The organism is Methylacidimicrobium sp. AP8, from assembly GCF_903064525.1.
GTDB lineage: Bacteria > Verrucomicrobiota > Verrucomicrobiia > Methylacidiphilales > Methylacidiphilaceae > Methylacidimicrobium.
In genome coordinates this window covers 857,484-877,027 of sequence record NZ_LR797830.1, presented here as the reverse complement: position 1 = coordinate 877,027, position 19,544 = coordinate 857,484, and the positions used below count along the sequence as shown (strand labels likewise).

The window sequence follows — 19,544 nt, the reverse complement described above, 5'->3', positions numbered from 1 at the left end:
GGCAGAGGCCCGAGCGCCGTCCGTCGCCGGACAGGACGCCCGAGCCCCTTCTTTCCCATTCCGGCCGACGGCCTTATCGAACCGAATGCATCTCCTCCAGCCGGTCGATGTAGGCGAGCGCAGCCTCCGCTAATTTGTGGGTATAGGCCATCTCCTTGCTTTCCCCTGCTCCCTTTTCGTGGAGCTTGGTCATCGCCTTGCTTTGCAACACGCTCTTTATGAGCGCCTTGCCTTCCCGCATCATCCCTCTCCCATGCTCGACCGCCTGTTCGTCGACACCGGGGGCCATGTTCATCTCTCCCAGCATAGCGAGGTTGCAGCCCTCGGTCGCCATCTCCACCGCATGGTTGATGACCAAGTGCATATGGTGGAGCTCCATCGAGGTCTCATGGTGCTCTTGCGCATGGAGTGGGCGGACGCCCGCCCCGAATCCCAGCAGCACGATAGCAGCCACGAGCAACGTCATTTTTTTCATGTTTTTCATGTTTTCTGCCTCCCATCAGCTGTTGTGATCGCTCCCTTCCGTTGCGAAAGGAACGGCTTGACTTGCATTTAATTGTAACAGAACTCCTTGTCTTAGAAAGAAAAAGTTGTAAACGCACGGCTTTGCCTGTCGGCGAAAATGAGCGCGTCGAGGATCAGAAAGGGATCGTTGCGGCGGCGAACGGCTTGACACCGCGGCGCTTCTTTCGCTTTCCTCAACGGAGAAAAAAAAGGTTTCGGCCAAAAAGGAAGTCTCGATGCCCAAGCGCCTGTACCGGCTTCTCTTGGCCGGGCTCGGTCTGTTTTTCCCTATCGCCCCGCTTTCCCGGGCCGCGCAACTTCCCCCGCAGCCGAGCCTTCCGCTGCCGCACTCCGCCCGGCTCGTGTGGGTCGCCCGCGCGACGGGCGTCCAGATTTACAAGGCGCAGGGGCCCGCAGGGTCTCCCGGCGCTCTCCGCTGGGTCTTCCAAGAACCGGAGGCGACCCTCGAGGATCCCGCGGGGAATAAGATCGGCCGCCATTTTCGCGGTCCCTGCTGGGAGGCGGCGGACGGAAGCCGCATCGAGGGGGCGGGGCCCCCGCTAGCCCAGGTGCCGGGCCGCACTGCGGCGGATGTCCCTTGGCTGGTGGTCCCGGTCAAAAGCACCGGCCCCGCCGGGGTGCTCTCCGCCGTGACCCGCGCCCTTCGGATCGACACCTTGGGCGGAGCCGCGCCGGCGACGCCGCCTACCCGGGCGGGCGAGATCGCCCGGGTTCCCTACCGGGCCATCTATCTCTTCCTGGCGCCGGAGCCCGGATCGAGCCCGGCCCCGCATTGAAGAACGGCCTCCAACGCCTACCGTTCCCGCCGGCCGGCGAGGAAGACGGCGTCGACCCGGTAATGCGGGTGCGCAGGACCGAACTCCTCCATCGGGCGCCATCCGCTCATCCCGGAAGAGAGAGGAATGTCGCGCGGATTGCCGGGGCTCCCCAGATAGGTAAGGTTCCGGTTGACGAGCATCAAGGTATCGCACCGGTGCTCGTGAGCCGCCGCGCAGAGCCGGCCCCGCCCCAAGGGAGATGCCCAGATCTCGGTCGCGCCCCGGTAGTAGAGCTTCCCGAGAACCTTCCAAGGAAAGGGAGGCGCGGCGGCGTAGAAGGAGACCCCCTCATGCTTTTCGAAGGACGAGGCGGGAGGGCCCAAGGTGAATACCGGCCCCGGGATGGGCTTCTCCTCGGCCACCCACCGTACGCTCCCCGCCCGGAGAGGGAAGGCGAAGGCGGCAAAGACGGAGATCCAGATCCCGAGTCGAAGAAACGGCCGCAGGCGGCGTTTCCTCAGGCTATCGGACGGCCCCTTCATGAATAATCGAGGGATCGGCCGGCCCCTCGACCACCAGACTCCCGCCTAGCCCCTTTTCCTGCTTGAAGAAAAAGTGGTCGACCAGCGGATAGCTTCCGGGAACCTTGGGAACAAACTCGACGAATCCCGCTCCTCCCGATGGAGCGAAGATCGAGCAGCTGTTCTCCATGGGAGGGCTTGCCAGGCTTCCGTCCTCGTAGACCTTTTCGAAGATGGCCCCTAGGGCGTGAAGGTTGGCGGAAGTGCTCGGTCCGGCATTGCCGAAGAAGATCCGGATCCGCCGGCCGACCTTGGCTCGCAAAGGGTGCCGGACCAGAGCGCCGACCGAGCCGTTGAAGACGAAGTAATCCGGCCGCGCCTCCAGGATCTTCCTGAAGTCGGGTTCCTGGAAGCCGGATGCGCCGAAGCCTCCCGAAGTGTAGATTTCCCCTTCCATGATGTAGAACTCCCGATCCACCTTCGGCAGCCCGCCGGGAGGCTCGACCAGGATGAGGCCGTACATCCCGTTGGCGATGTGCTGCGCCACCACGGGCGTCCCGCAGTGGTAAAGGTAGAGCCCCGGATTGAGCGCCCGAAAGGTGAACGTCTTCTCCCCGCCCGGCAAGGTCTGGCTGAGCATCGCGCCGCCCGAATCGCCCCACGCCGCGTGAAGATCGATCGAATGGACCATCCGGCAACCGGGATCGTTACGGAGGTGGACTTCCAGGGTGTCCCCGACGCGGACACGCAAAAAGGGGCCCGGGACCTTCCCGCCGAAAGTCCAATATCGAAAGGTAGACCCATCGGTAAGCCTACCTTCGGTTTCCAGGGCCAACAGATCGATCCGGAGGAGCTTCGGGCCCCGGCGCGGCAGAGGGCCGGGAAGGTCCGAGGGGTCGCGGCTGATATCGGCTGCCGCGCTCTCCCCAGCCCTGCAGATGACCGGCAGCCCGGCAAGGAGGAGGCCCAGGAATAGCCGGAGAATCCCGGCGGCCGGCCAGGAAGACCTTGGGGGCGTCCCTTCTCCCTTCACGGTTCTTACCATAATGCGGCCTGCCCGTTTCCCAAGCATGCTTCTGCGGGAAACCTCTTCCCGCCCCGCACCGCTACTCCTGCTCACTCCGGGCCGAGGACGCGGCTCCTCCATCTCCGGCAGCCGTCTCTTCCCTATCCGGGCAGAGGACGAAGGGGAGCACGACCACCATCCAAAGGGCCAGGGATGCCAACCAGAGAACGGCAGAGACGGAAAGCAGCGGGGACTTCCAGGAAGAAAGATAGTCGGCGGCGATCCGGGCGACCAGCGCCGCCATCACTCCGAGGATGGCGAACTCGAACGGGATGAAGCGGAATCGGAGGAGAAAGCCTCTCCCGCTCAGGCCGTAGACGACGCGGACGCCGATGGCCAGGATCATCAAGCCGGCGCCGCCCAGGAAGAAAAGGTGGAGAAAGCCCGCCGGGGCGAAAAAGGCGCCGAGGAGCAAGCCCGGCAGGGAAAGCGCAAGGGCCAGCCGGGCGGCGGCAGCGACGGTTCCCCGGCCGAGAAGCTCGGGCGCGGAAGGTAAGCTGAGCGCGAGATACCCCGCGGCCGTTCCCACCCGGAGAAGCCCTCCCCGAGGCGCTGCCCCGCCGCTTCCAGAAAGAAGCTGGCGAGGATCAGCAGTCCCGCCCCCGCGGCGAGCAGCGCCGGCCCAAGCCCTCGACCCGAACGTCGGCACGCGGCCGGGTCGATGTTTTCGCCCTCCCCGCCGTAGAGCCGCGGCAGGAAGAAGGCGCTTAAGCCAAGAAGCGAAAAGAGAGGCAGCCCTTGAAAAAGCAGCAGCGCGCTGAACTGTTGCAGGAGCGGGCTCATCCGGGTTCCGGCCGCCTTCTCCGCCTGCAGGAAGGCTCCGGCCACCCCTCCTGCCGCGCCCAAGAGCACCAGGAGCAAGCTCGGAGGCGCGCTGCCCTTCCGTTCGCGAAAGCGCAAAGCAAAAAAGGTCATGGGTAGAAGGAGAGCGAAGCAGAAGAGCAGGTCCCCCGCCCACTGTCCGCCGAGGAGCTGGAAGATGCTTCCCGTGAAGAGCGTGACGGAGAGAAGCAGGAGCAGGTTTCCGCTCAGCGGCTGGATCTCGAGGAGGCGGGGCACCGAGGTTCCAAGGAATCCGATAAGGAAGGAACCGACGAATCCTTCGATCATGAGCCGGGGATGGCTTTGCGCCGGCGGGCAGGGCGCCCATCCCAAAGCCGCCAGCGGCCAGACCGCCACTCCGAGGAACCCGAAGACCGTGCCCAGCGGAAAGAGGAGCCGATAGGGCTCCCGGACACAGCGGCGGAGGTAGGCGGCCGGCGGAAGTGGTCCGGTCAGCTCGGGGGTCGCATCCGTTTCCATACTGTCTTCGCCGCGGCGGTCCGCTCGGCGTCGCCTATGCCCTTGCTTCCTCCCGTCCGGGGCCCCGCTTTCCCCGGCCCGGCGACGACGTCCCTTCGCCCGCCGGCCGAGCGCCGGCCCCGGCTGTATTTAGGAGAAGATTGGTGGCCGGCCCTTGCTTTGCCAAGCCTTCTCGCACGCAAAGAAAGAAAGGCCGTCGACAAGCAAAAACGGAATGCCTCGCCATGCGAGCCGATCGACATGGGCGAGCTCGCTTTGGTCGGTTTGACCGCCGGCTCTGCCACACACGCTCTGCTTCGGGTTCTCCCTCGCCTTGCTGCCGATGCTCGGCGTCCATATCGTAGCGTTGACGCTCCTGGCGATCCTCTTCGTTTCGGTCGGCCTCACCTTCCGCACCGGGGGCACTGGTGAAGCTTCCCGCCGGCGGGACATCCACCATCGCCGGCCGAAGGCCATCCGGCAGGAACGCACGCCTCTTTCCGGGAGTGGTGCCGGACGCATTCTCCTGGAGGTACGGCACCCGGAGCTTTTCGCTACGGCATCGAGCACGGACAGCCGCTCCAGGAGATTCGGGCTGGAGCGGGAGCCCCCCGGTGGAGTATGGTCGCCGGGGAGAGCGATGGACCTTGGTTATGGCGCGCGGGAAACGGCGGGCGGCCGCGGTTGATCCGGGCGGATGGGGATGAGCAGATCCGATCGGAGCTTTTCTTCGAGCACCCTTCCCTTCCCCTGGACCGACCTCCTTCTCGACCAGCTTCCGGAAGCTCTCTTCATCCTCGATCCCGGCCACCGGGTCCTCTTCTGGAACCGGGCGTGCGCGCGCATGACCGGCCTCTGCGCCGAGGAGGTTCTGCACACCGATCGGCATCGGGAAGCCTTTTCTCCCGAGCGCCTACCTACGCTGGCCGATCTTCTTCTCGACCAGGAGCTCGACCGCCTTTCCGAGCTTTACCCGGCAGCGATTCCGACTCGCTTTTCCACGGACAACATCCGCATCGATCACTGGTGCTCGTTCCCTTCCGGGGAACGGCGCTACCTGGCGACCCAGGCGGTGCTCCTTTCCGATCCGTCCGGAAAGGTCGTGGCGGCCGTCCAGACCCACAGGGACCGGACCGCTCCGCGCCTTTCCGAGGAACGCCTGGCGGAGAGCGAGGCGCGTCTGTCCGCCATCCTGGGCTCTTCGATGGATGCGCTCCTCTGCTTTCGGGAGGATCTCCGCCTTCAACTCTTCAACAGGGCGGCCGAGCGCCTCTTCGGCATCGGCCGGGCCGATGCGCTCGGGCGGCCTGTCGATTTCTTTCTCTCCCCGCGATGCCGCCCGGTCTTTTGCCGGTTTTTGACCCTCTGCGGTGCCGAGAGCGATCCGGAGCCGATCTGGATCCCGGAGGGGCTCCACGGCCTCCGGGAAGGTAGGGAAGAGTTTCCGATTCAAGCCACCCTGACGGCAACCCGCGTCGGCGGCCACCCGCTCTTCACCTTGAGCGTCCGCGACGTGGGCGCGCTCCGCGGCGCCGAGAAAGCGATTCAACGCCTGCGGCTCGAGAACGAGTATCTGCAGGAGAAGCTCTCCCGGGAAGAGGAGATCGGAGAGTTTCTCACGGAATCCCCCAACGGGCGCGCGGTTCTCCGGCAAATCGAGCAGGTCGCTCCGACCGACGCCACGGTCCTGCTCCAAGGGGAGACGGGCACCGGCAAGGAGCTTTTAGCGCGTGCCATTCACCGCAAAAGCCGGCGCAGCGGGGCGATCCTCGTTAGCGTCAATTGCGCCGCGCTCCCTTCGGAGCTGGTCGAAAGCGAGCTCTTCGGCCATGAGAAAGGTGCGTTTACCGGAGCGGTACAGGAGCGCAAGGGAAGATTCGAGCTCGCGGATCAAGGGACGCTTTTCCTCGATGAGATCGGGGAGCTCCCGCTTTCGACGCAAGCCAAGCTTCTCCGCGTCCTTCAAGACGGAAAATTCGAGCGGGTCGGCGGCACCCGGACACTGCGGACCGACGTGCGCCTCATCGCCGCGACCAACCGCCGCCTTGAAGAGGACGTCCGGAAGGGGCGCTTCCGCTCCGACCTCTTCTACCGGATCCACGTCTTCCCGATCGAAATCCCTCCCCTGCGGGAGCGACCCCGAGATATTCCCCTTCTGGCCCACGCTTTCCTCCGGCGCTTCTCGGCTAAGCTGGGGAAGCCCGCCGTCGCCTTGGGCGCCGGCGCGCTGGAACGACTCGCGGCCTATTCCTGGCCCGGGAACGTTCGGGAGCTGCAGAACATTATCGAGCGGGCCGTGATCCTCTCCACCGGTCCTTTGGTGGAGATCGATCCCCTCGAGAATCCCTCTTCCTTCGCCCCGCCTGCCGCTTCGCCTGCTCCCCTCGCTCGCCGCCTCCAGAAAATCGAGCAGCAGCAGATCCGCGAAGCTCTCGAGCAGAGCCGCTGGCGTATCTCCGGCCCGCTGGGGGCGGCTACCCGTCTGGGCCTTCACCCGAATACCCTCCGATACCGGATGAGAAAGCTCGGCCTCCTCCCCTCCTCTCCAGGATCCAAATAATCTATTTTTGGTGACATTCACGAAATTTGAGAACTTTGGACAGCCTATCCTTCGCCGCCCCAGAGAGCGCGTGGGTTGGCATTTCATCTGCTTGTAGCTCGCTGCCTCGCCGCTGCAAGGAGTGCCAGACCCATGAACGGAGAGCCGCTTTCCCCGCGTCAATCCCTACTGCTCTCGGGCGCATCGATCGCGGCCTATTTTCTGGCGCTTTTCAACGCCGGTTCCTACAACGCCATCAATCCGCATGCGATGGGGGCCTTCGGAGTAAGCCCCAGCCACGGGCCGTGGACGATGGGGGACTTTTTCGCGGCCCAAGCGTTCGGCCTCGTCCTCGGCCCGGCCCTTTCCGCGCGCTTCGGCTATCTGGAGGTTTTTCGCGGGTCGATATGGACGGCCGCCGCCGGGAGCCTCCTCTGCGCCGCCGCCCCCACCTTCCTCCCGTTTCTGGGGGGAAGGATCCTGCAAGGTTTTGGGTCGGGCGTCGCAGTCCCGCTCGCCCAGACGATCCTGCTCGAGCAACATCCGGAGGAGCGGAGGCCCGTCGTGGCCGCTTTCTGGAGCATGGCCGGGCTCGCTCCGTACTCGCTGAGCCCGGTCGCTGGAGCCTTGATGGAGGAACGGTGGGGTTGGCGGAGCTGGTTCTTGGTGAATGCTCCGCTCCTGCTCCTGGCCGGCGAGATTTGCGTGCTTCTGGCCGGACGGCCGGACGTCCGTCCCAGCCGGCCCTGGGATCGGATCGGGGCTCTCCTTCTGGGATCGGGAATCCTCTCGATCCAGTCCGCCCTCAACATGGGCGACGATTACGATTGGTACAACTCTCCCTTGGTCGTCGGGCTCCTGCTAGGCGGGCTGATCGCCATCGCCTACTTCGTCGTCTGGGAGCTCGGCGAACGCTATCCCCTGATCGACCTGCGCCTCTTCCTGCGGCCAGGCTTCAGCGTCGGCATCCTGACGATGACCGTCGCCTTCTTCTTTTTCTTCGGCCTCTGGACGACTCTGCTCGTCCGCGTCCAGCTCCCGAGCTTCGGCGGCTTCACCTCGTTCCTCGCCGCCCAAATCTTTGTTCCCCTTCTCTTCCTTTCTCTACCCGCTGCCGGACTCTTCAGCCAGCTGCCGCCCAAGGCGCACCACCTCCGCCTCTTCGCCTGCGGAAACCTCCTCCTCTTCTCCCTCTATTGCTGGCTCTTCAGCTACTACGACTATTTCGAGCGTCGCTCTTGGTTCTTCCCGATCCTCGGCACCCAAGTCCTCGAGGGACTCTGCCTGGGCACGCTTTTGCGCCCGCTGGGCGGATTGATGGTGGCCGGACTCTCTCCGCGCAAGCAGGCTTACGCCCTTGAGCTCAGCGCCTCCTTCCGGGCTCTGGCCAGCGGATTGGGCATCGACGGGTTCGTGTCGATCCTCTACCGGAGAACCGCCTTTGACCAGAAGCGCCTCACCGAGACCTTCCCCCCATTCGGACCCATGACCGACGAGGTTCTCGACCGCCTGCACCAATCGGGACTCGGGGAAGAGCAAGGCTTGGGATGGCTGCTCAACCACCGCCTGCTCCTCCACGCCAACATTCTTAGCCTCGAGGATGCCTTCCGCTTCGCAGCCTGGGGCTTTCTGGTGATGGCCGCCATGCTGGCGCTGGTCCCCGTCGTGCGCCTGGCCCGCCGCTGGCTTCAGGAAAGCGGAAACCCATGATTCGATTCCTCTTTTCTTTCCGTGCCGCACCGCTTCTCTCCGGAGCCATGGCCCTGACGGGGTGCGCCTTCCTCCCTAAGGGCACCCCGGTGGCGCAAAAGATGCCGCTTCCGCCGATGGAGAAGACGTTGGCTGCCGCGGGGCCCGTCCGCCCCTCTCCGGAATGGACCCGCCCTCTCTGGTGGAAAGACTTACACTCCTCCGAGCTTGACCGGATCCTGGACGAAGCGCTTTCCGGAAATCCGGGACTGCGGGCGGCCGCCGACAGAATCCGCTCTTCCTGGGCTATCGCCGCTCACGAGCGGGGACGGCTGCTTCCCGGGCTCGAAGGGCGGCCTTGGCTCTTGAACGACACCCTCGGCATCTGGCAGATCCCCGGCTCGAGCTTCTTCGGGCCCTTCGGAGGCCGCTCCTTCGCGTTCGCCGACTACAGCCCCGCCTTTTTCACCTATCACGTCGACTTGTGGGGCGAGGACCGCGCGCGCATCCGCGCGGCCGTAGGCGAGGCGCGCGCCGCCATGGCCGAGTTCGCCGTCGCCCAGCTCTCCCTGTCGACTACGATCGCACGCCGTTACATCGAGCTTCTTTCCCGTGTGGAAGAGAAGGAGATCGTCCAAAAGATGGTCGCTCAGCTCCGGGAGGACCTCGCCCTGGCCCGCTCCCGCCATCGCAAGGCCGGCATCGACACCCTGCTGCCGGTCTATAGCTTGGAGCAGCGGCTTGCGGCAGCTCGGCAGCGGGAGCGGATCCTCGAGCGGGAAGAAACGGTCTTGCGGGATGAGATCGCCACCCTGGCCGGCAAAGGGCCCGACTGGGGGAGGACCATCCGGATCGCGCCCGCCTCCTTCCCGAGGCGCTTTCCGCTGCCGTCGACGGTTCCGCTCGAGCTCTTAAGCCGCCGCCCGGATGTCGCCGTCGCGCTTTGGCGCGTCGAGTTGGCCGCCCAGCGGGTCAAGGTGGCCAAGACCGCTTTCTACCCGAACGTGAACCTGGTGGGCTTCGCCGGCTTCCAGAGCCTGAACATGGCCACCGTCCTCCTTGCTCCCGCGCAGGCGTTTATGTATATGGTCGGACCGGCGATCACCCTACCGCTCTTCGAGCGGGGGCAGCTCACCGCCCGGCTGGTCGCCGAGCAAGAGGAGTACAATATCGCCGTCGAGCGGTACAACGCCGCGGTGCTCGACGCCGCCCGGTCCGTGGCCGATGCGCTGGCGCAATGGAAGGAGAGCGTGGAAAACCTCACGACGCAGGATACGGCTCTTTCTGCCGCCCACCGGTTCACCCGACTCACCGACTCCCGCTACCAGGCGGGACTCGTCACCCGGATGGATCTGATCGAGGCTTCCTTGGCGGCCCAGGAGCAGGAGCTCCGGCTTTCCTCCTTAACCGCATCCCACCTCGAGTCGGTCGTAGCCCTTCACGAGGTCCTTGGCGGAGGCTACCAGACACAGACCACCCAGTAGCCAGCAGGTTCCTCCATGCCCCGCCCTCGATTTTGGGAACGCCTCGTCCTTCTCTGGAGACGCTTCTTCCCCCCTCCGGATGAGGCGCGGCGCGGGAGATTTCCCACCCTGGTCGAAGCGCGCTCCCGCCGGTTGCGCCTCCTTACGGCGATCTTCGGGGCGCTGGCGGCCGCCGTTTTCCTCTACTGGCTTTTCTGGGGACGCTTCTGGATCATCACCAACGACGCCTACGTGACCGGGAACCTAGTGCCGCTCAAGGCCCAAGTGGCCGGCACCGTCACCGAGGTTCGTACCGATTCGACCCGGTACGTCCGAAAGGGAGAGGTCCTCGTCCGCCTCGACGGAGTGAAGACCAAGGTGGCGCTCCAGCACGCCGAAGCGGAGCTGGCCGACGCGGTCCGCCGGGTCGAAACGCTCTTCCGGCAGGCGGCCACTCTCCGAAGCCGGATCGCGGCTCAGCAGGCAGTCGTCTACCGCGCGCGCTCCGACCTCGCCCGCTACCAGAGCGTGGTCGCCGAAGGAGCGGTCTCCTACCAGCTCGTCGAGGATACCCAGTGGCAGCTTCGCGAGGCCGAGTCGGTTCTCCGGGATCTCCAAGACCAGCTTGCCAGCGTCGAAGCGCGGGTTCACGGTACGACGGTCGCCACCAACCCGGAGGTCCTCCGCGCGGCCGCCCTCTACCGCAGCGCCTATCTCGATCACATCCGGCGCAACGTCGTCGCCCCGGTTTCGGGCTACGTCGCCAAGCGGGCGGTCCAGCCCGGCGATGAGGTCCTCCCCGAGAAGACGCTGCTCTTCATCATTCCCTTGGATTATCTTTGGGTCGAGGCCAACTACCGGGAGGTGGAATTGACCCACGTCCGGCCGGGCCAGCCCGCCCGGATCACGGTCGATCTTTACCATCGCAAAGTCCGCTACCGCGGCGTCGTGGAAGGCATTGTCCCGAGCGCGGGGAACAACCTGGGGCTGCTGCCGCCGGAAAACGCTACGGGCAACTATATCCACATCGTCGAACGCGTACCGGTCCGCATACGGATCGACCCCGACGAGCTTCGCAAGCATCCGCTACGCCCGGGCCTATCCTGCGTGACCAGGATCGACGTGTGGCGGCGCGGCCGCTCGGTCCTGGAGCCCATAACCGAGATTCCGCCTAGCGCTTATCGCTCCGACTACACCACTTCGGTCTACGACGAAGAGGTCGAGCTGCGCGGCGCCGCCGAAGCAATTCAGAGAATCATCGAAGCCAACCGCATGCCCGCGGGACACCCGGCAGTCCCCTGACGGATCCAAGAGCGCCGGCCGGCCCGCGCGCGGGCAGCTCCGGGAAAGCGTTCTTGCCTGGACCCCGCCCGGGAAAGCTTCCTATTGTTTCTGCACCCAAAGAGGAGGTCGGCATGCTGCGGAAGGTCGTTTTTCTCTGGAGAACATTGATCGGCGGGCTCGCCCTCCTTGGCGCCCTCACCCTCCTGGGGATTGTTCTCGCGATCCGCCAGGGATTCGGAGCCCGCGAAGCCCCGCCCGCCTGGGAAGCCTTCCTGGCCAAGCGGATCTACCGGCTCTCGATCCCCGCGGAAGAACGCTACCGGCAGAATCCTTTCCCCCCGACCCCCGAATGGATACGGCAGGGAATGGAGCACTACGCCGACCATTGCGCCCAATGCCACGCCAACAACGGAAGCGGCCAGACCGAGATGGGCAAGAACCTCTATCCGCGGCCTCCCGATATGCGGAAGGAGGAGACCCAGCGCCTCACCGACGGAGAGCTCTACTACATCATCCATAACGGAATCCGGCTCACCGGAATGCCCGCTTGGGGGGAAGAAGGCCACGATGCGGAGAGCTGGAAGCTCGTGCTCTTCCTCCGGCACCTGCCGAAGCTCACGCGCGAGGAGGAAGTCCAGATGGAGAAGCTCAACCCGAAGGGCCCGAAGGAGCGCCAAGAGGAGGAAGAGGAAGAGCGCTTCCTGGAAGGAGAGGAGAAAAGCTCTCCTTGAACGGAGCTCGGGCAGCCGGTAGGCTTCCGGTCGCAGTCGACCTTCCGCAAGGGCGCAGAAGGCGGGCGCACGGCGGAACAATCGAAAAACGGGAGGATCGGTCAATGAGGCACAGCGCGGTTGGAGTTCTGCTTTCCTGCTTGCTCTTGGGTTCGGGCGTGGTTTCGAGCTTCGCCCACGGCAATGAGATCCACGTCATCGGGGTGGTGGCTTCCGTGGAAGGGAACGTGGTCACGGTGAAGTCGCGCGACGGCAAGTCGGTTCCCGTCGAGCTGACCGACCGTTCGCAGATCTCCAAAGGGAAGGCGAAGGAGCCCGCCACGGCCGCCGATCTCCTCCCCGGGGAGCGCGTGGTGATTCACGCCCGCAAGGCGGGCGATAAGCTCCAGGCGAACACCGTCCAGATTGGCAACCCCAAGGGGGAAGGCGAGAAGGCTAAAGCGAGCCCATAAAGGCGCAAGCCGATCCAAAGAGGACCGGCTAGCGGCCATTTCTCACAAATTTCGTAGCCGAGGCGCCGCAAATGGGCTTGGGTGCGAGGCGGGCGCAGGTTTTCCACCGGAGCTGTATGAAGACATACTGCGAGGATGGAAAACCAAGCCCAACGAAGCAGACGAGCCCGTTTTGCAAGCCGTAGGAGAAAGCTTGTGAGAAATGGCCGCTAGGGCCGCTTCAAGAGCGCGACAGGTCGAACCGGTCGAGGTTCATCACCTTGTTCCAGGCGGCGACGAAGTCGTTCACGAACTTCTCTTCCGCATCGGCGCTGCCGTAAACCTCGGCCAGAGCCCGCAGCTCGGAATGCGAGCCGAAGATCAAATCCACGCGTGTAGCAGTCCACCGGAGGTGACCCGTTTTCCGGTCTCGTCCTTGGAAAAGCTCCTCGTTGTCGTCCACCGCCTTCCATTCCGTTCCCATGTCGAGCAGATTGACGAAAAAGTCGTTCGATAGTGCCCCCGGTCGATGCGTAAAGACCCCGTGGCGGGTCGCGCCCACGTTGGTATCCATCGCCCGCATCCCGCCGACGAGCACAGTCATTTCCGGGGCGGTGAGCGTGAGCAACTGCGCCCGATCGACGAGCATCGCCTCGCCGCGGACGGCCAGCTTCGCCTTGCGGAAGTTCCGAAAGCCGTCCGCCTGCGGCTCAAGCATGGCAAAGGATTCGGCGTCGGTCTGCTCCGCCAGGGCGTCCATACGGCCGGGCGCAAACGGCACGCTGACCGCATAGCCCGCCTTGTTCGCCGCATGCTCCACACCGGCGCATCCGCCGAGCACGATCAGGTCGGCAAGCGACACCTTCTTGCCCGCCGTCGCCCGTGCGTTGAATTCGTCCCGGATTCCTTCCAGGACTGCCAACACCCTGGAGAGCTGCGCCGGTTCATTGGCCTCCCAATCCTTCTGCGGGCTCAGGCGGATCCGGGCGCCGTTGGCGCCGCCCCGCTTGTCCGAGCCGCGGAAGGTCGAGGCCGACGCCCAGGCGGTGGAGACGAGCTCCCGCACCGACAATCCCGAAGCCAAGATCTTGAGCTTGAGCGCCGCAACGTCCTCGGCTTCGATCAAGGGATGATCGACGGCGGGGATCGGGTCCTGCCAAAGCAGATCCTCTTTCGGAAGCTCGGGGCCTAAGTAACGGGCGCGCGGGCCCATGTCCCGATGGGTAAGCTTGAACCAGGCGCGCGCGAAGGCATCGGCGAAGGCATCCGGATGCTCGTAGTAGAAGCGCGAGATCTTCTCGTACGCCGGGTCGAACCGGAGCGAAAGGTCGGTGGTCAGCATGGTCGGGCGGCGCTTTTTGCCGGAATCGAACGGGTCCGGGACGACCTCCGGCGCATCCTTTGCAACCCATTGCCAAGCGTCGGTCGGGCTTTTGGTCAGCTCCCACTCGTATTCGAAGAGAAAGTGGAAGAAATCGCCGCTCCACCGCGTGGGGGTCCTGCTCCAGATGACCTCCAAACCGCTGCCGATCGCGTCGGCGCCCTTGCCGCTCCGGAAGCGGCTTCGCCAGCCGAGACCTTGCTCGGTAATGTCCGCCGCCTCCGGCTCGGGACCGACGAAAGAGGCCGGCCCGGCTCCGTGCGCCTTGCCGAAGGTGTGGCCGCCCGCGATCAGGGCCACCGTCTCCTCATCGTTCATCGCCATACGCGCGAAAGTCTCACGGATGTCGACCGCCGCCGCCACAGGGTCCGGCTTGCCGTCCGGGCCTTCCGGGTTTACGTAGATCAGCCCCATCTGCACGGCGGCCAGTGGATTCTCCAGCGCCCGGTTATCGGAGTGGCGCTTGTCTTCCAGCCATTTGCCCTCCGAGCCCCAGTAGACCGACTCATCCGGTTCCCAAGCGTCCACGCGCCCGCCGCCGAAGCCGAAGGTCTTGAGGCCCATCGACTCGAGGGCCACGTTGCCGGCGAGAATGATCAGGTCGGCCCAGGAGATCCTCCGACCATACTTCTTCTTGACCGGCCAGAGGAGCCGGCGCGCCTTGTCGAGAAGGACGTTGTCCGGCCAGCTGTTGAGCGGCGCAAAACGCTGCTGCCCGGACCGTTCCTAAAACCATAGACAACCATTCCCCTACCAGGGAAGATCGTCCACGACGTCGGCCGAACAGTGTTGCCGACGATTCGCGTGCCGGGGTTTCGCCGACAAAGTCCGGGTAGCGCCCAATGCCCGCGCTTTCGGGAGCAGAGGCGCGGGAGGCAAGCGGTTGCCTCCCGACCGGGCATGCGCTGCATGCGCCGCTTTGAGCCCCTTCCGAACGTCCGACCAGAACGACCACACATGCTTCGTCCGATTCCTCGCGGGTAGGGCGAAGGTGACGTGGCCGCCATTGCGGGTCGGCACGACGGCCTCCCGCACGGACGGGCGCTCGGATAGGCCCAATCCTCTCCGGGCGATGGCGTAGGCCGCGCCCTGGTGAGAACCGATGCCGTGACGGCGCGCGTGGTTGACCGCGCCAATCACGGAAGTGTAGGCCGGGTCGACTTCGATCATTTCCACACCGGCGCGAAAGGCAGCCGCCTTGAGCATGGAGATCGTCTTGGCGTAGGCGAAGGATGAGAGCGAGCGAGCCCGGACGGGATCGACCGACTCGAGTTCGGCCCTCCGCTTGCGAAGATCCAATCGCTCGATCACGAGCGGCTTGCCCGATTCGGCGCAGGCCCGGGCGATCTGTCGGCACGCATCGCCGATCGCGGCTTTCGCCTGCTCCTCGCTCTTCCCATAGAGATGCAATCCGATCCGGCGGATTCCCACGAGATTCCCAAAGCGATCCGTTTCGGCCAAGGCAAGATGATCCGGGTTAATGTCAACGCCGATCGCTCCGGCAAGGCGGCGTGTCGCCAGGGCAACCGGTTGCGCCTCGACGCTCACGAACACCCGCCAGCCCTTCCGGTCCCGCACGAAGCGGTAGCTTACGGCGGATCCCTCCCGCTTGCGGACGAGCTTCCCCGTCTTGGTTTGTGCGGTCACGACCCGGCCGACGGAGAGGGCCTGGAGGATCGCTTCCTGGCCGTAGGCGAAGCGAACACCCTCAATCACCAGATGCTTGCTTGGTTCCCCCAATCCGTTCGGCAGCCGCAACCGCAGCCGTAGGCCGCCGTCCGGTTCGGCTACCGCCTGGCAGGACTGGTTGCCCAATGTCTCGTCCTTTGATCCAAGAACAAAGAACTGGCTGCTCCGCTCCGCCTGCCAATCCTTCTTCCAATCGGCGTGGCTGGCGTATCCGTTCTCTTCCAGGGCAAACTGCTTGCGGAAGAGGCGGCGGGAACCGAAACAGAGCCGGACCCGGCCGGACTCCTGATCGGCGCTCAGAGCGGCGAGTTTGGCCTGGAGGATGGCAAGCCGACGCTTTTTCTGATGCAGGGTGTTCGATCCAGGCGCTTTCTTCTCAAGCCTGATGATTGCTTTCTGGCCTCTCTTGATTCGTGCTTGTAACTCCTCGATCAACTCAGGCCGCCTTTCCCGGATCGAGGCGATCTTGCCTTCGAGCTCGACCCGAATGGCGTTGAACTGCCGGGCGGTGAGGCCGAACCGGCGCAGGAACGACCGCTTGAGCTCGTTTATGGATGCGCCAGCCCGCATCTTGGCGAAAAGAGTCCGCTGCGCCCGCCCGTAGAGTTCCGCATAGACATCAAGCGACGCCGACTGCTCGGGTGTGAGCCGCAAACGGGTCTGGTAGGTGACAACCGGGAGCTTACTCATGGATCGCTTCCAGCGCCTTCTTGGCGCGGTTCTGGGCGGATCGCTTCCCGTAAAGCCTGGCACACATCGAAACTATGACCTCGTGCAGGTCGCGCACGATATCGTCGGTCATCTCGTCCGGATCGACCACTAGAACCGATCGGCTCTGCGCGTACAGAAGCCGCTTCCACGTACTCCAAGCCGAAGCGCATCAGCCGGTCCCGATGCTCCACCAGAATGACGCCAACCTTCGGATCACGCAAGAGCCCGATCATGCCTTTCCGATGGCCGTTCATTCCGGAGCCGACCTCCTTGAGGGCCTTGACGATCGGCAACCGTTTGCTCAGCGCGAACTCGGTCAGCCGAGCCAATTGCCGGTCCAGATCCGCTTTCTGATCGGAGCTCGATACCCGTGCGTAAAGGGCGACCCCATTGGGTTGCGAGGGCTCCGCATGCACGATCACCGTTCCGGTCGGCAACTGCTCGGCCGGAACGGGCAAACGCCCCTCCTTCCACATCCGCCAGGCCGTCTTGTAGCAGACGCCCTGCCGCTTGGCCCAGACACTCAACTTCACTCGGACATACTGCCATTAAACTTGCTATGTGTCCATATATTTTTTAGCTGCTGGCAGCCCCGCGCCGCCGCGGCCGTCGCCCACGCGGTAGGTGCCGGCGCTGTGCCAGGCCATGCGGACAAAGAGCGGTCCGTAATGGCCGAAATCGGCCGGCCACCAATCTTGCGAGTCCGTCATTAGCGCGCGGAGATCGGCTTTCACCGAATCCAGATCAAGACTCCGGAACTCCTTCGCGTAATCGAAGCCCGGGCCCATCGGGTCCGATAACGGGGAGTTCTGGCGCAGGATCCGGAGATTGAGCCGGTCGGGCCACCAATCTTCGCTGGTCTTAAGGCCGCCCGTCGTGGCGGTGCGGTGGAACGGACAGCTCGATTCGGTCGTCATGGATTCCTTTGCGTTACGGTGATCGGGCACACTGAAGAGATTGCTAGCTGGAATCGCTTAGACGGACAACCCCAATCCCTTTGCCATCGGTGCGAAGCTCCGGCCGGCCCAGGATGCTCGCTCCTTTCGATTGCTTCCGGGAGGAGTCGGAGCATACGATGCGATCCCGCGTGGAGATCATCCCGGATTCGCACAGCGGCAAGCGACGCGCGGCGAGCAAGATCGCCAATAGGGTAGCTTCCGGCCTTCCCGATCTTCATCCCAGCCAGCTGGTGGCCTTTGCGCTCGTGGCCGAGCTGGGCAGCGTCAGCCTGGCCGCCCGCCGCCTCCATGTGGTCCAAGCGGCGGTTTCGGCTCAGTTGCGGAAGCTGCGGGAAGCGGTCGGCGATCCATTGTGCCGTTTCGAGCAGGGCCGCCTCCGTCTTACACCCGCCGGGGAAGAGCTGCGCAAGCATGCCTTTCGGGTCGCCGAAGGGGTCGCGGCCGCCCGCGAATTCGTCCAGCGGCTGCAGAGCCGGATCGAGGGCCGGCTCCGGATCGCCCTGACCGTCACGATCGGAAGCCACTACCTGCCCTGTCCTTTGGTTGCTTTTCAGGACCATTACCCGGGCATTCGGGTGGAGATGGAGATCGGCTCCTCCCGGGAGATCGCCGGTCGCGCGGAGGATTTCGATCTGGTATTCGTCGAAGAGCCGCTTTGCGGACGCCCTCCGCCGGACTACGTCCGGATACCTTGGATCCGCGAAGAGATTCTGGTCGTGGCCCGCCGGGAAAGTCGGCTGGCGCGCGACTTCCCTCGAGGGGTCGCGCTGCGTGACCTCAAAAGGGAAAAGGTGCTCTGGCGGGAGGCCGATTCCGGCGTCCGCCGGGCCGTCGAGCGGGCCTTCGCAAGGCTGCGGATCGAGCCGCCGGGCCATGTCGAGCTACCCAGCGCCCAGGGTGTCATCGAAGCCGCCCGGGCAGGGCTCGGGATCGGCTTCGTGGCCGCCAGCGTGCTCCGGGAGGAATATCCCGAGCTTGCGGCGCTGCGGATCAACCCCCCCGAGGGATTGTGGTGGCGCCTTGCCGTCCTCGCTGCCCCTCCGACCAAGCGCTCCGCCGCGGCCGCCGCGTTCCTCGATCTGCTCCAGGGGAGCCGCGATCCGCTAGCCCGCGGCGGCCTTCCGGCTTCGAGCAGCGGCTAGACGCTGTAGGAGTGTGCGCCCACCCCGGCCAGGCTGCCCCCTTCGGCGATCAGGTACTCCTTGCGGATCGGCTTCCCGTCGAACCAGCATTCCAGGATCTCCCGGACTCCCGCCGCATAGCGAGCCTGGGCCGAGAGAGTCGTCCCGGAAACATGCGGGGTCATCCCCTCATGAGGCATCGTCCTCCAGGGATGATCCTTCGGAGGCGGCTGCGGAAACCAGACGTCCCCGGCGTAGCCGGCAAGCCGGCCGCTCTCCAAGGCCCGGACGATGGCGTCCCGGTCGCAGATCTTGGCACGCGCCGTGTTCACAATATAGGAGCCCCGCTTCATCTTGGACAAAAGCGCGTCGTTGAAGAGATGCTCGGTCTCCGGATGGAGGGGGCAGTTGATCGTGACGACGTCGCAGTGGGGGACCATCGAAGCCGCGTCGGGATGGTAAGTGAGGCCCAGCTCCGCCTCGACCTCCGGCGGCAGCCGGTGGCGATCGGTGTAATGGAGGCCGACGTCGAAGGGCTTGAGGCGCCGCAGGACGGCTAGGCCGATCCGGCCCGCCGCGACCGTCCCCACCTGCATCCCTTCGAGGTCGTAGGCCCGCTCCACGCAGTCGGCGATGTTCCAGCCGCCGCGCCGCACCCAGTCGTGGGAGGGGAGGTAGTTCCGGACCAGGGAGAGAATCATCATCACCACATGCTCGGCGACGCTGATGCTGTTGCTGTAGGTGACCTCCGCCACCGTAATCTTTCTTTCGTTGGCCGCCTTCAGGTCGACATGGTCGGAACCGATTCCCGCCGTGATCGCCAGCTTGAGCTTCGCCGCTTTCTCGATCCGCTCGCGGGTCAGGTAAGCGGGCCAAAAAGGCTGCGAGATGACCACGTCGCTATCGGGGAGCTCCCGCTCGAAGCGCGAGTTCGGCCCATCCTTGTCCGAAGTCACGACCAGGGTATGGCCCCGTTCCTCGAGAAACCGGCGGAGGCCCAGCTCCCCGGAAACGCAGCCCAGGAGCTCGCCCGGCCGGAAATCGATCCGCTCGGGGCTGGGGGTCGTTTGGCCGTCGGGATAGCGCTTGATCACCGGGATCGAATCCCGGGCATACTTCGGGGGATACCCGTTTACGGGATCATCGTAGAGAACGCATAGGATCTTCATGTCTTTTCCTCTCCATCATCGTTTCGAAACAAAGGCCGCTCTCACGTATTGAGCAAGGCCGCTTTTGAAGCATAACCGCTTAGGCGATGATCATGGAAATAACGTTTTCTTATGATCCGATTGCGCCTGGTTATGGGCGCCGAGACGGAGAATCCCTTTTCGGAAGCCTTTTCTTGCCCGGAAGCGGCGGCCGACAGGGAACCGGCCGGTCAAGCGACCGGGTCCC

The 19,544-nt window shown here is 64.8% G+C and carries 16 protein-coding genes and 3 pseudogenes; 9 read left to right on the top strand and 10 right to left on the bottom strand.

Annotation, left to right across the window (positions count from 1 at the left end):
- Positions 1 to 73: 73 nt before the first annotated feature.
- A complete protein-coding gene (locus MTHMO_RS03940) occupies positions 74 to 466 on the bottom strand; it encodes a hypothetical protein (RefSeq protein WP_237394749.1) in 393 nt (130 codons plus the stop codon).
- 274 nt (positions 467 to 740) lie between these two features.
- Between MTHMO_RS03940 and MTHMO_RS03935 the strand changes: the two genes are divergently transcribed.
- The gene (locus MTHMO_RS03935; RefSeq protein ID WP_202213622.1) at positions 741 to 1,301 is read left to right on the top strand and encodes a DUF3455 domain-containing protein; all 561 of its coding nucleotides are present in this window, start codon (positions 741 to 743) and stop codon (positions 1,299 to 1,301) included.
- A gap of 17 nt (positions 1,302 to 1,318) precedes the next feature.
- On the opposite strand, the gene MTHMO_RS03930 is transcribed toward MTHMO_RS03935, so the two are convergent.
- From MTHMO_RS03930 to MTHMO_RS03915, 4 genes are all read right to left on the bottom strand, one after another.
- Positions 1,319 to 1,825 (bottom strand): hypothetical protein, encoded by a 507-nt coding sequence (locus MTHMO_RS03930; RefSeq protein ID WP_202213621.1) that lies wholly within the window; start codon positions 1,823 to 1,825, stop codon positions 1,319 to 1,321.
- Complete coding sequence (locus MTHMO_RS03925) at positions 1,806 to 2,837, bottom strand: multicopper oxidase domain-containing protein (protein ID WP_237394748.1); 1,032 nt, start codon at positions 2,835 to 2,837, stop codon at positions 1,806 to 1,808. The genes MTHMO_RS03930 and MTHMO_RS03925 overlap by 20 nt, the downstream gene beginning before the upstream one ends.
- Positions 2,838 to 2,910: 73 nt before the next feature.
- Positions 2,911 to 3,285 (bottom strand): NnrS family protein, encoded by a 375-nt coding sequence (locus MTHMO_RS11095; protein WP_202213619.1) that lies wholly within the window; start codon positions 3,283 to 3,285, stop codon positions 2,911 to 2,913.
- Complete coding sequence (locus tag MTHMO_RS03915; RefSeq protein ID WP_202213618.1) at positions 3,216 to 4,172, bottom strand: NnrS family protein; 957 nt, start codon at positions 4,170 to 4,172, stop codon at positions 3,216 to 3,218. Before MTHMO_RS03915 ends, MTHMO_RS11095 begins: the two co-directional genes overlap by 70 nt.
- Before the next feature lie 322 nt (positions 4,173 to 4,494).
- Here MTHMO_RS03915 and MTHMO_RS03910 point away from each other — a divergent pair, with 322 nt between their 5' ends.
- From MTHMO_RS03910 to MTHMO_RS03880, 7 genes are all read left to right on the top strand, one after another.
- The gene (locus tag MTHMO_RS03910) at positions 4,495 to 4,839 is read left to right on the top strand and encodes a hypothetical protein (protein WP_202213617.1); all 345 of its coding nucleotides are present in this window, start codon (positions 4,495 to 4,497) and stop codon (positions 4,837 to 4,839) included.
- A gap of 15 nt (positions 4,840 to 4,854) precedes the next feature.
- Complete coding sequence (locus tag MTHMO_RS03905; protein WP_202213616.1) at positions 4,855 to 6,711, top strand: sigma 54-interacting transcriptional regulator; 1,857 nt, start codon at positions 4,855 to 4,857, stop codon at positions 6,709 to 6,711.
- A 132-nt stretch (positions 6,712 to 6,843) separates the two neighbouring features.
- Positions 6,844 to 8,400 carry an MFS transporter gene (locus tag MTHMO_RS03900; RefSeq protein ID WP_202213615.1) on the top strand — a complete coding sequence of 519 codons (1,557 nt, stop codon included), beginning with the start codon at positions 6,844 to 6,846 and terminating at the stop codon, positions 8,398 to 8,400.
- On the top strand, positions 8,397 to 9,863 hold the full coding sequence (locus MTHMO_RS03895; RefSeq protein ID WP_202213614.1) for an efflux transporter outer membrane subunit: 1,467 nt from the start codon (positions 8,397 to 8,399) through the stop codon (positions 9,861 to 9,863). The genes MTHMO_RS03900 and MTHMO_RS03895 overlap by 4 nt, the downstream gene beginning before the upstream one ends.
- Before the next feature lie 15 nt (positions 9,864 to 9,878).
- A complete protein-coding gene (locus MTHMO_RS03890; protein ID WP_202213613.1) occupies positions 9,879 to 11,144 on the top strand; it encodes an HlyD family secretion protein in 1,266 nt (421 codons plus the stop codon).
- A gap of 113 nt (positions 11,145 to 11,257) precedes the next feature.
- Positions 11,258 to 11,857, top strand: a complete 600-nt coding sequence (locus tag MTHMO_RS03885; RefSeq protein ID WP_202213612.1) for a cytochrome c — start codon at positions 11,258 to 11,260, stop codon at positions 11,855 to 11,857.
- Between the two features lie 104 nt (positions 11,858 to 11,961).
- Positions 11,962 to 12,309, top strand: a complete 348-nt coding sequence (locus MTHMO_RS03880; RefSeq protein ID WP_202213611.1) for a hypothetical protein — start codon at positions 11,962 to 11,964, stop codon at positions 12,307 to 12,309.
- A 220-nt stretch (positions 12,310 to 12,529) separates the two neighbouring features.
- Here the strand turns inward: MTHMO_RS03880 and katG are convergent.
- The 4 genes and pseudogenes from katG to MTHMO_RS03860 form a co-directional block, all read right to left on the bottom strand.
- Positions 12,530 to 14,386, bottom strand: a pseudogene (gene katG, locus MTHMO_RS03875) (catalase/peroxidase HPI); the annotation flags it as partial.
- Between the two features lie 33 nt (positions 14,387 to 14,419).
- Positions 14,420 to 16,048, bottom strand: coding sequence for an IS200/IS605 family accessory protein TnpB-related protein (locus tag MTHMO_RS03870; protein ID WP_202213610.1), 1,629 nt, complete (start codon positions 16,046 to 16,048; stop codon positions 14,420 to 14,422).
- Positions 16,041 to 16,602: pseudogene (locus tag MTHMO_RS03865) on the bottom strand (IS607 family transposase). Before MTHMO_RS03865 ends, MTHMO_RS03870 begins: the two are co-directional and overlap by 8 nt.
- 57 nt (positions 16,603 to 16,659) lie before the next feature.
- Positions 16,660 to 16,986 (bottom strand): annotated as a pseudogene (locus tag MTHMO_RS03860) (catalase-peroxidase); the annotation flags it as partial.
- A 158-nt stretch (positions 16,987 to 17,144) separates the two neighbouring features.
- Here MTHMO_RS03860 and MTHMO_RS03855 point away from each other — a divergent pair.
- Positions 17,145 to 18,170: a LysR family transcriptional regulator gene (locus MTHMO_RS03855; protein WP_202213609.1), complete on the top strand. Its 1,026-nt coding sequence runs from the start codon at positions 17,145 to 17,147 to the stop codon at positions 18,168 to 18,170.
- Here MTHMO_RS03855 and MTHMO_RS03850 read toward each other — a convergent pair.
- Complete coding sequence (locus MTHMO_RS03850) at positions 18,167 to 19,318, bottom strand: NAD-dependent formate dehydrogenase (protein WP_202213608.1); 1,152 nt, start codon at positions 19,316 to 19,318, stop codon at positions 18,167 to 18,169. The genes MTHMO_RS03855 and MTHMO_RS03850 overlap by 4 nt on opposite strands.
- Positions 19,319 to 19,544 lie beyond the last annotated feature (226 nt).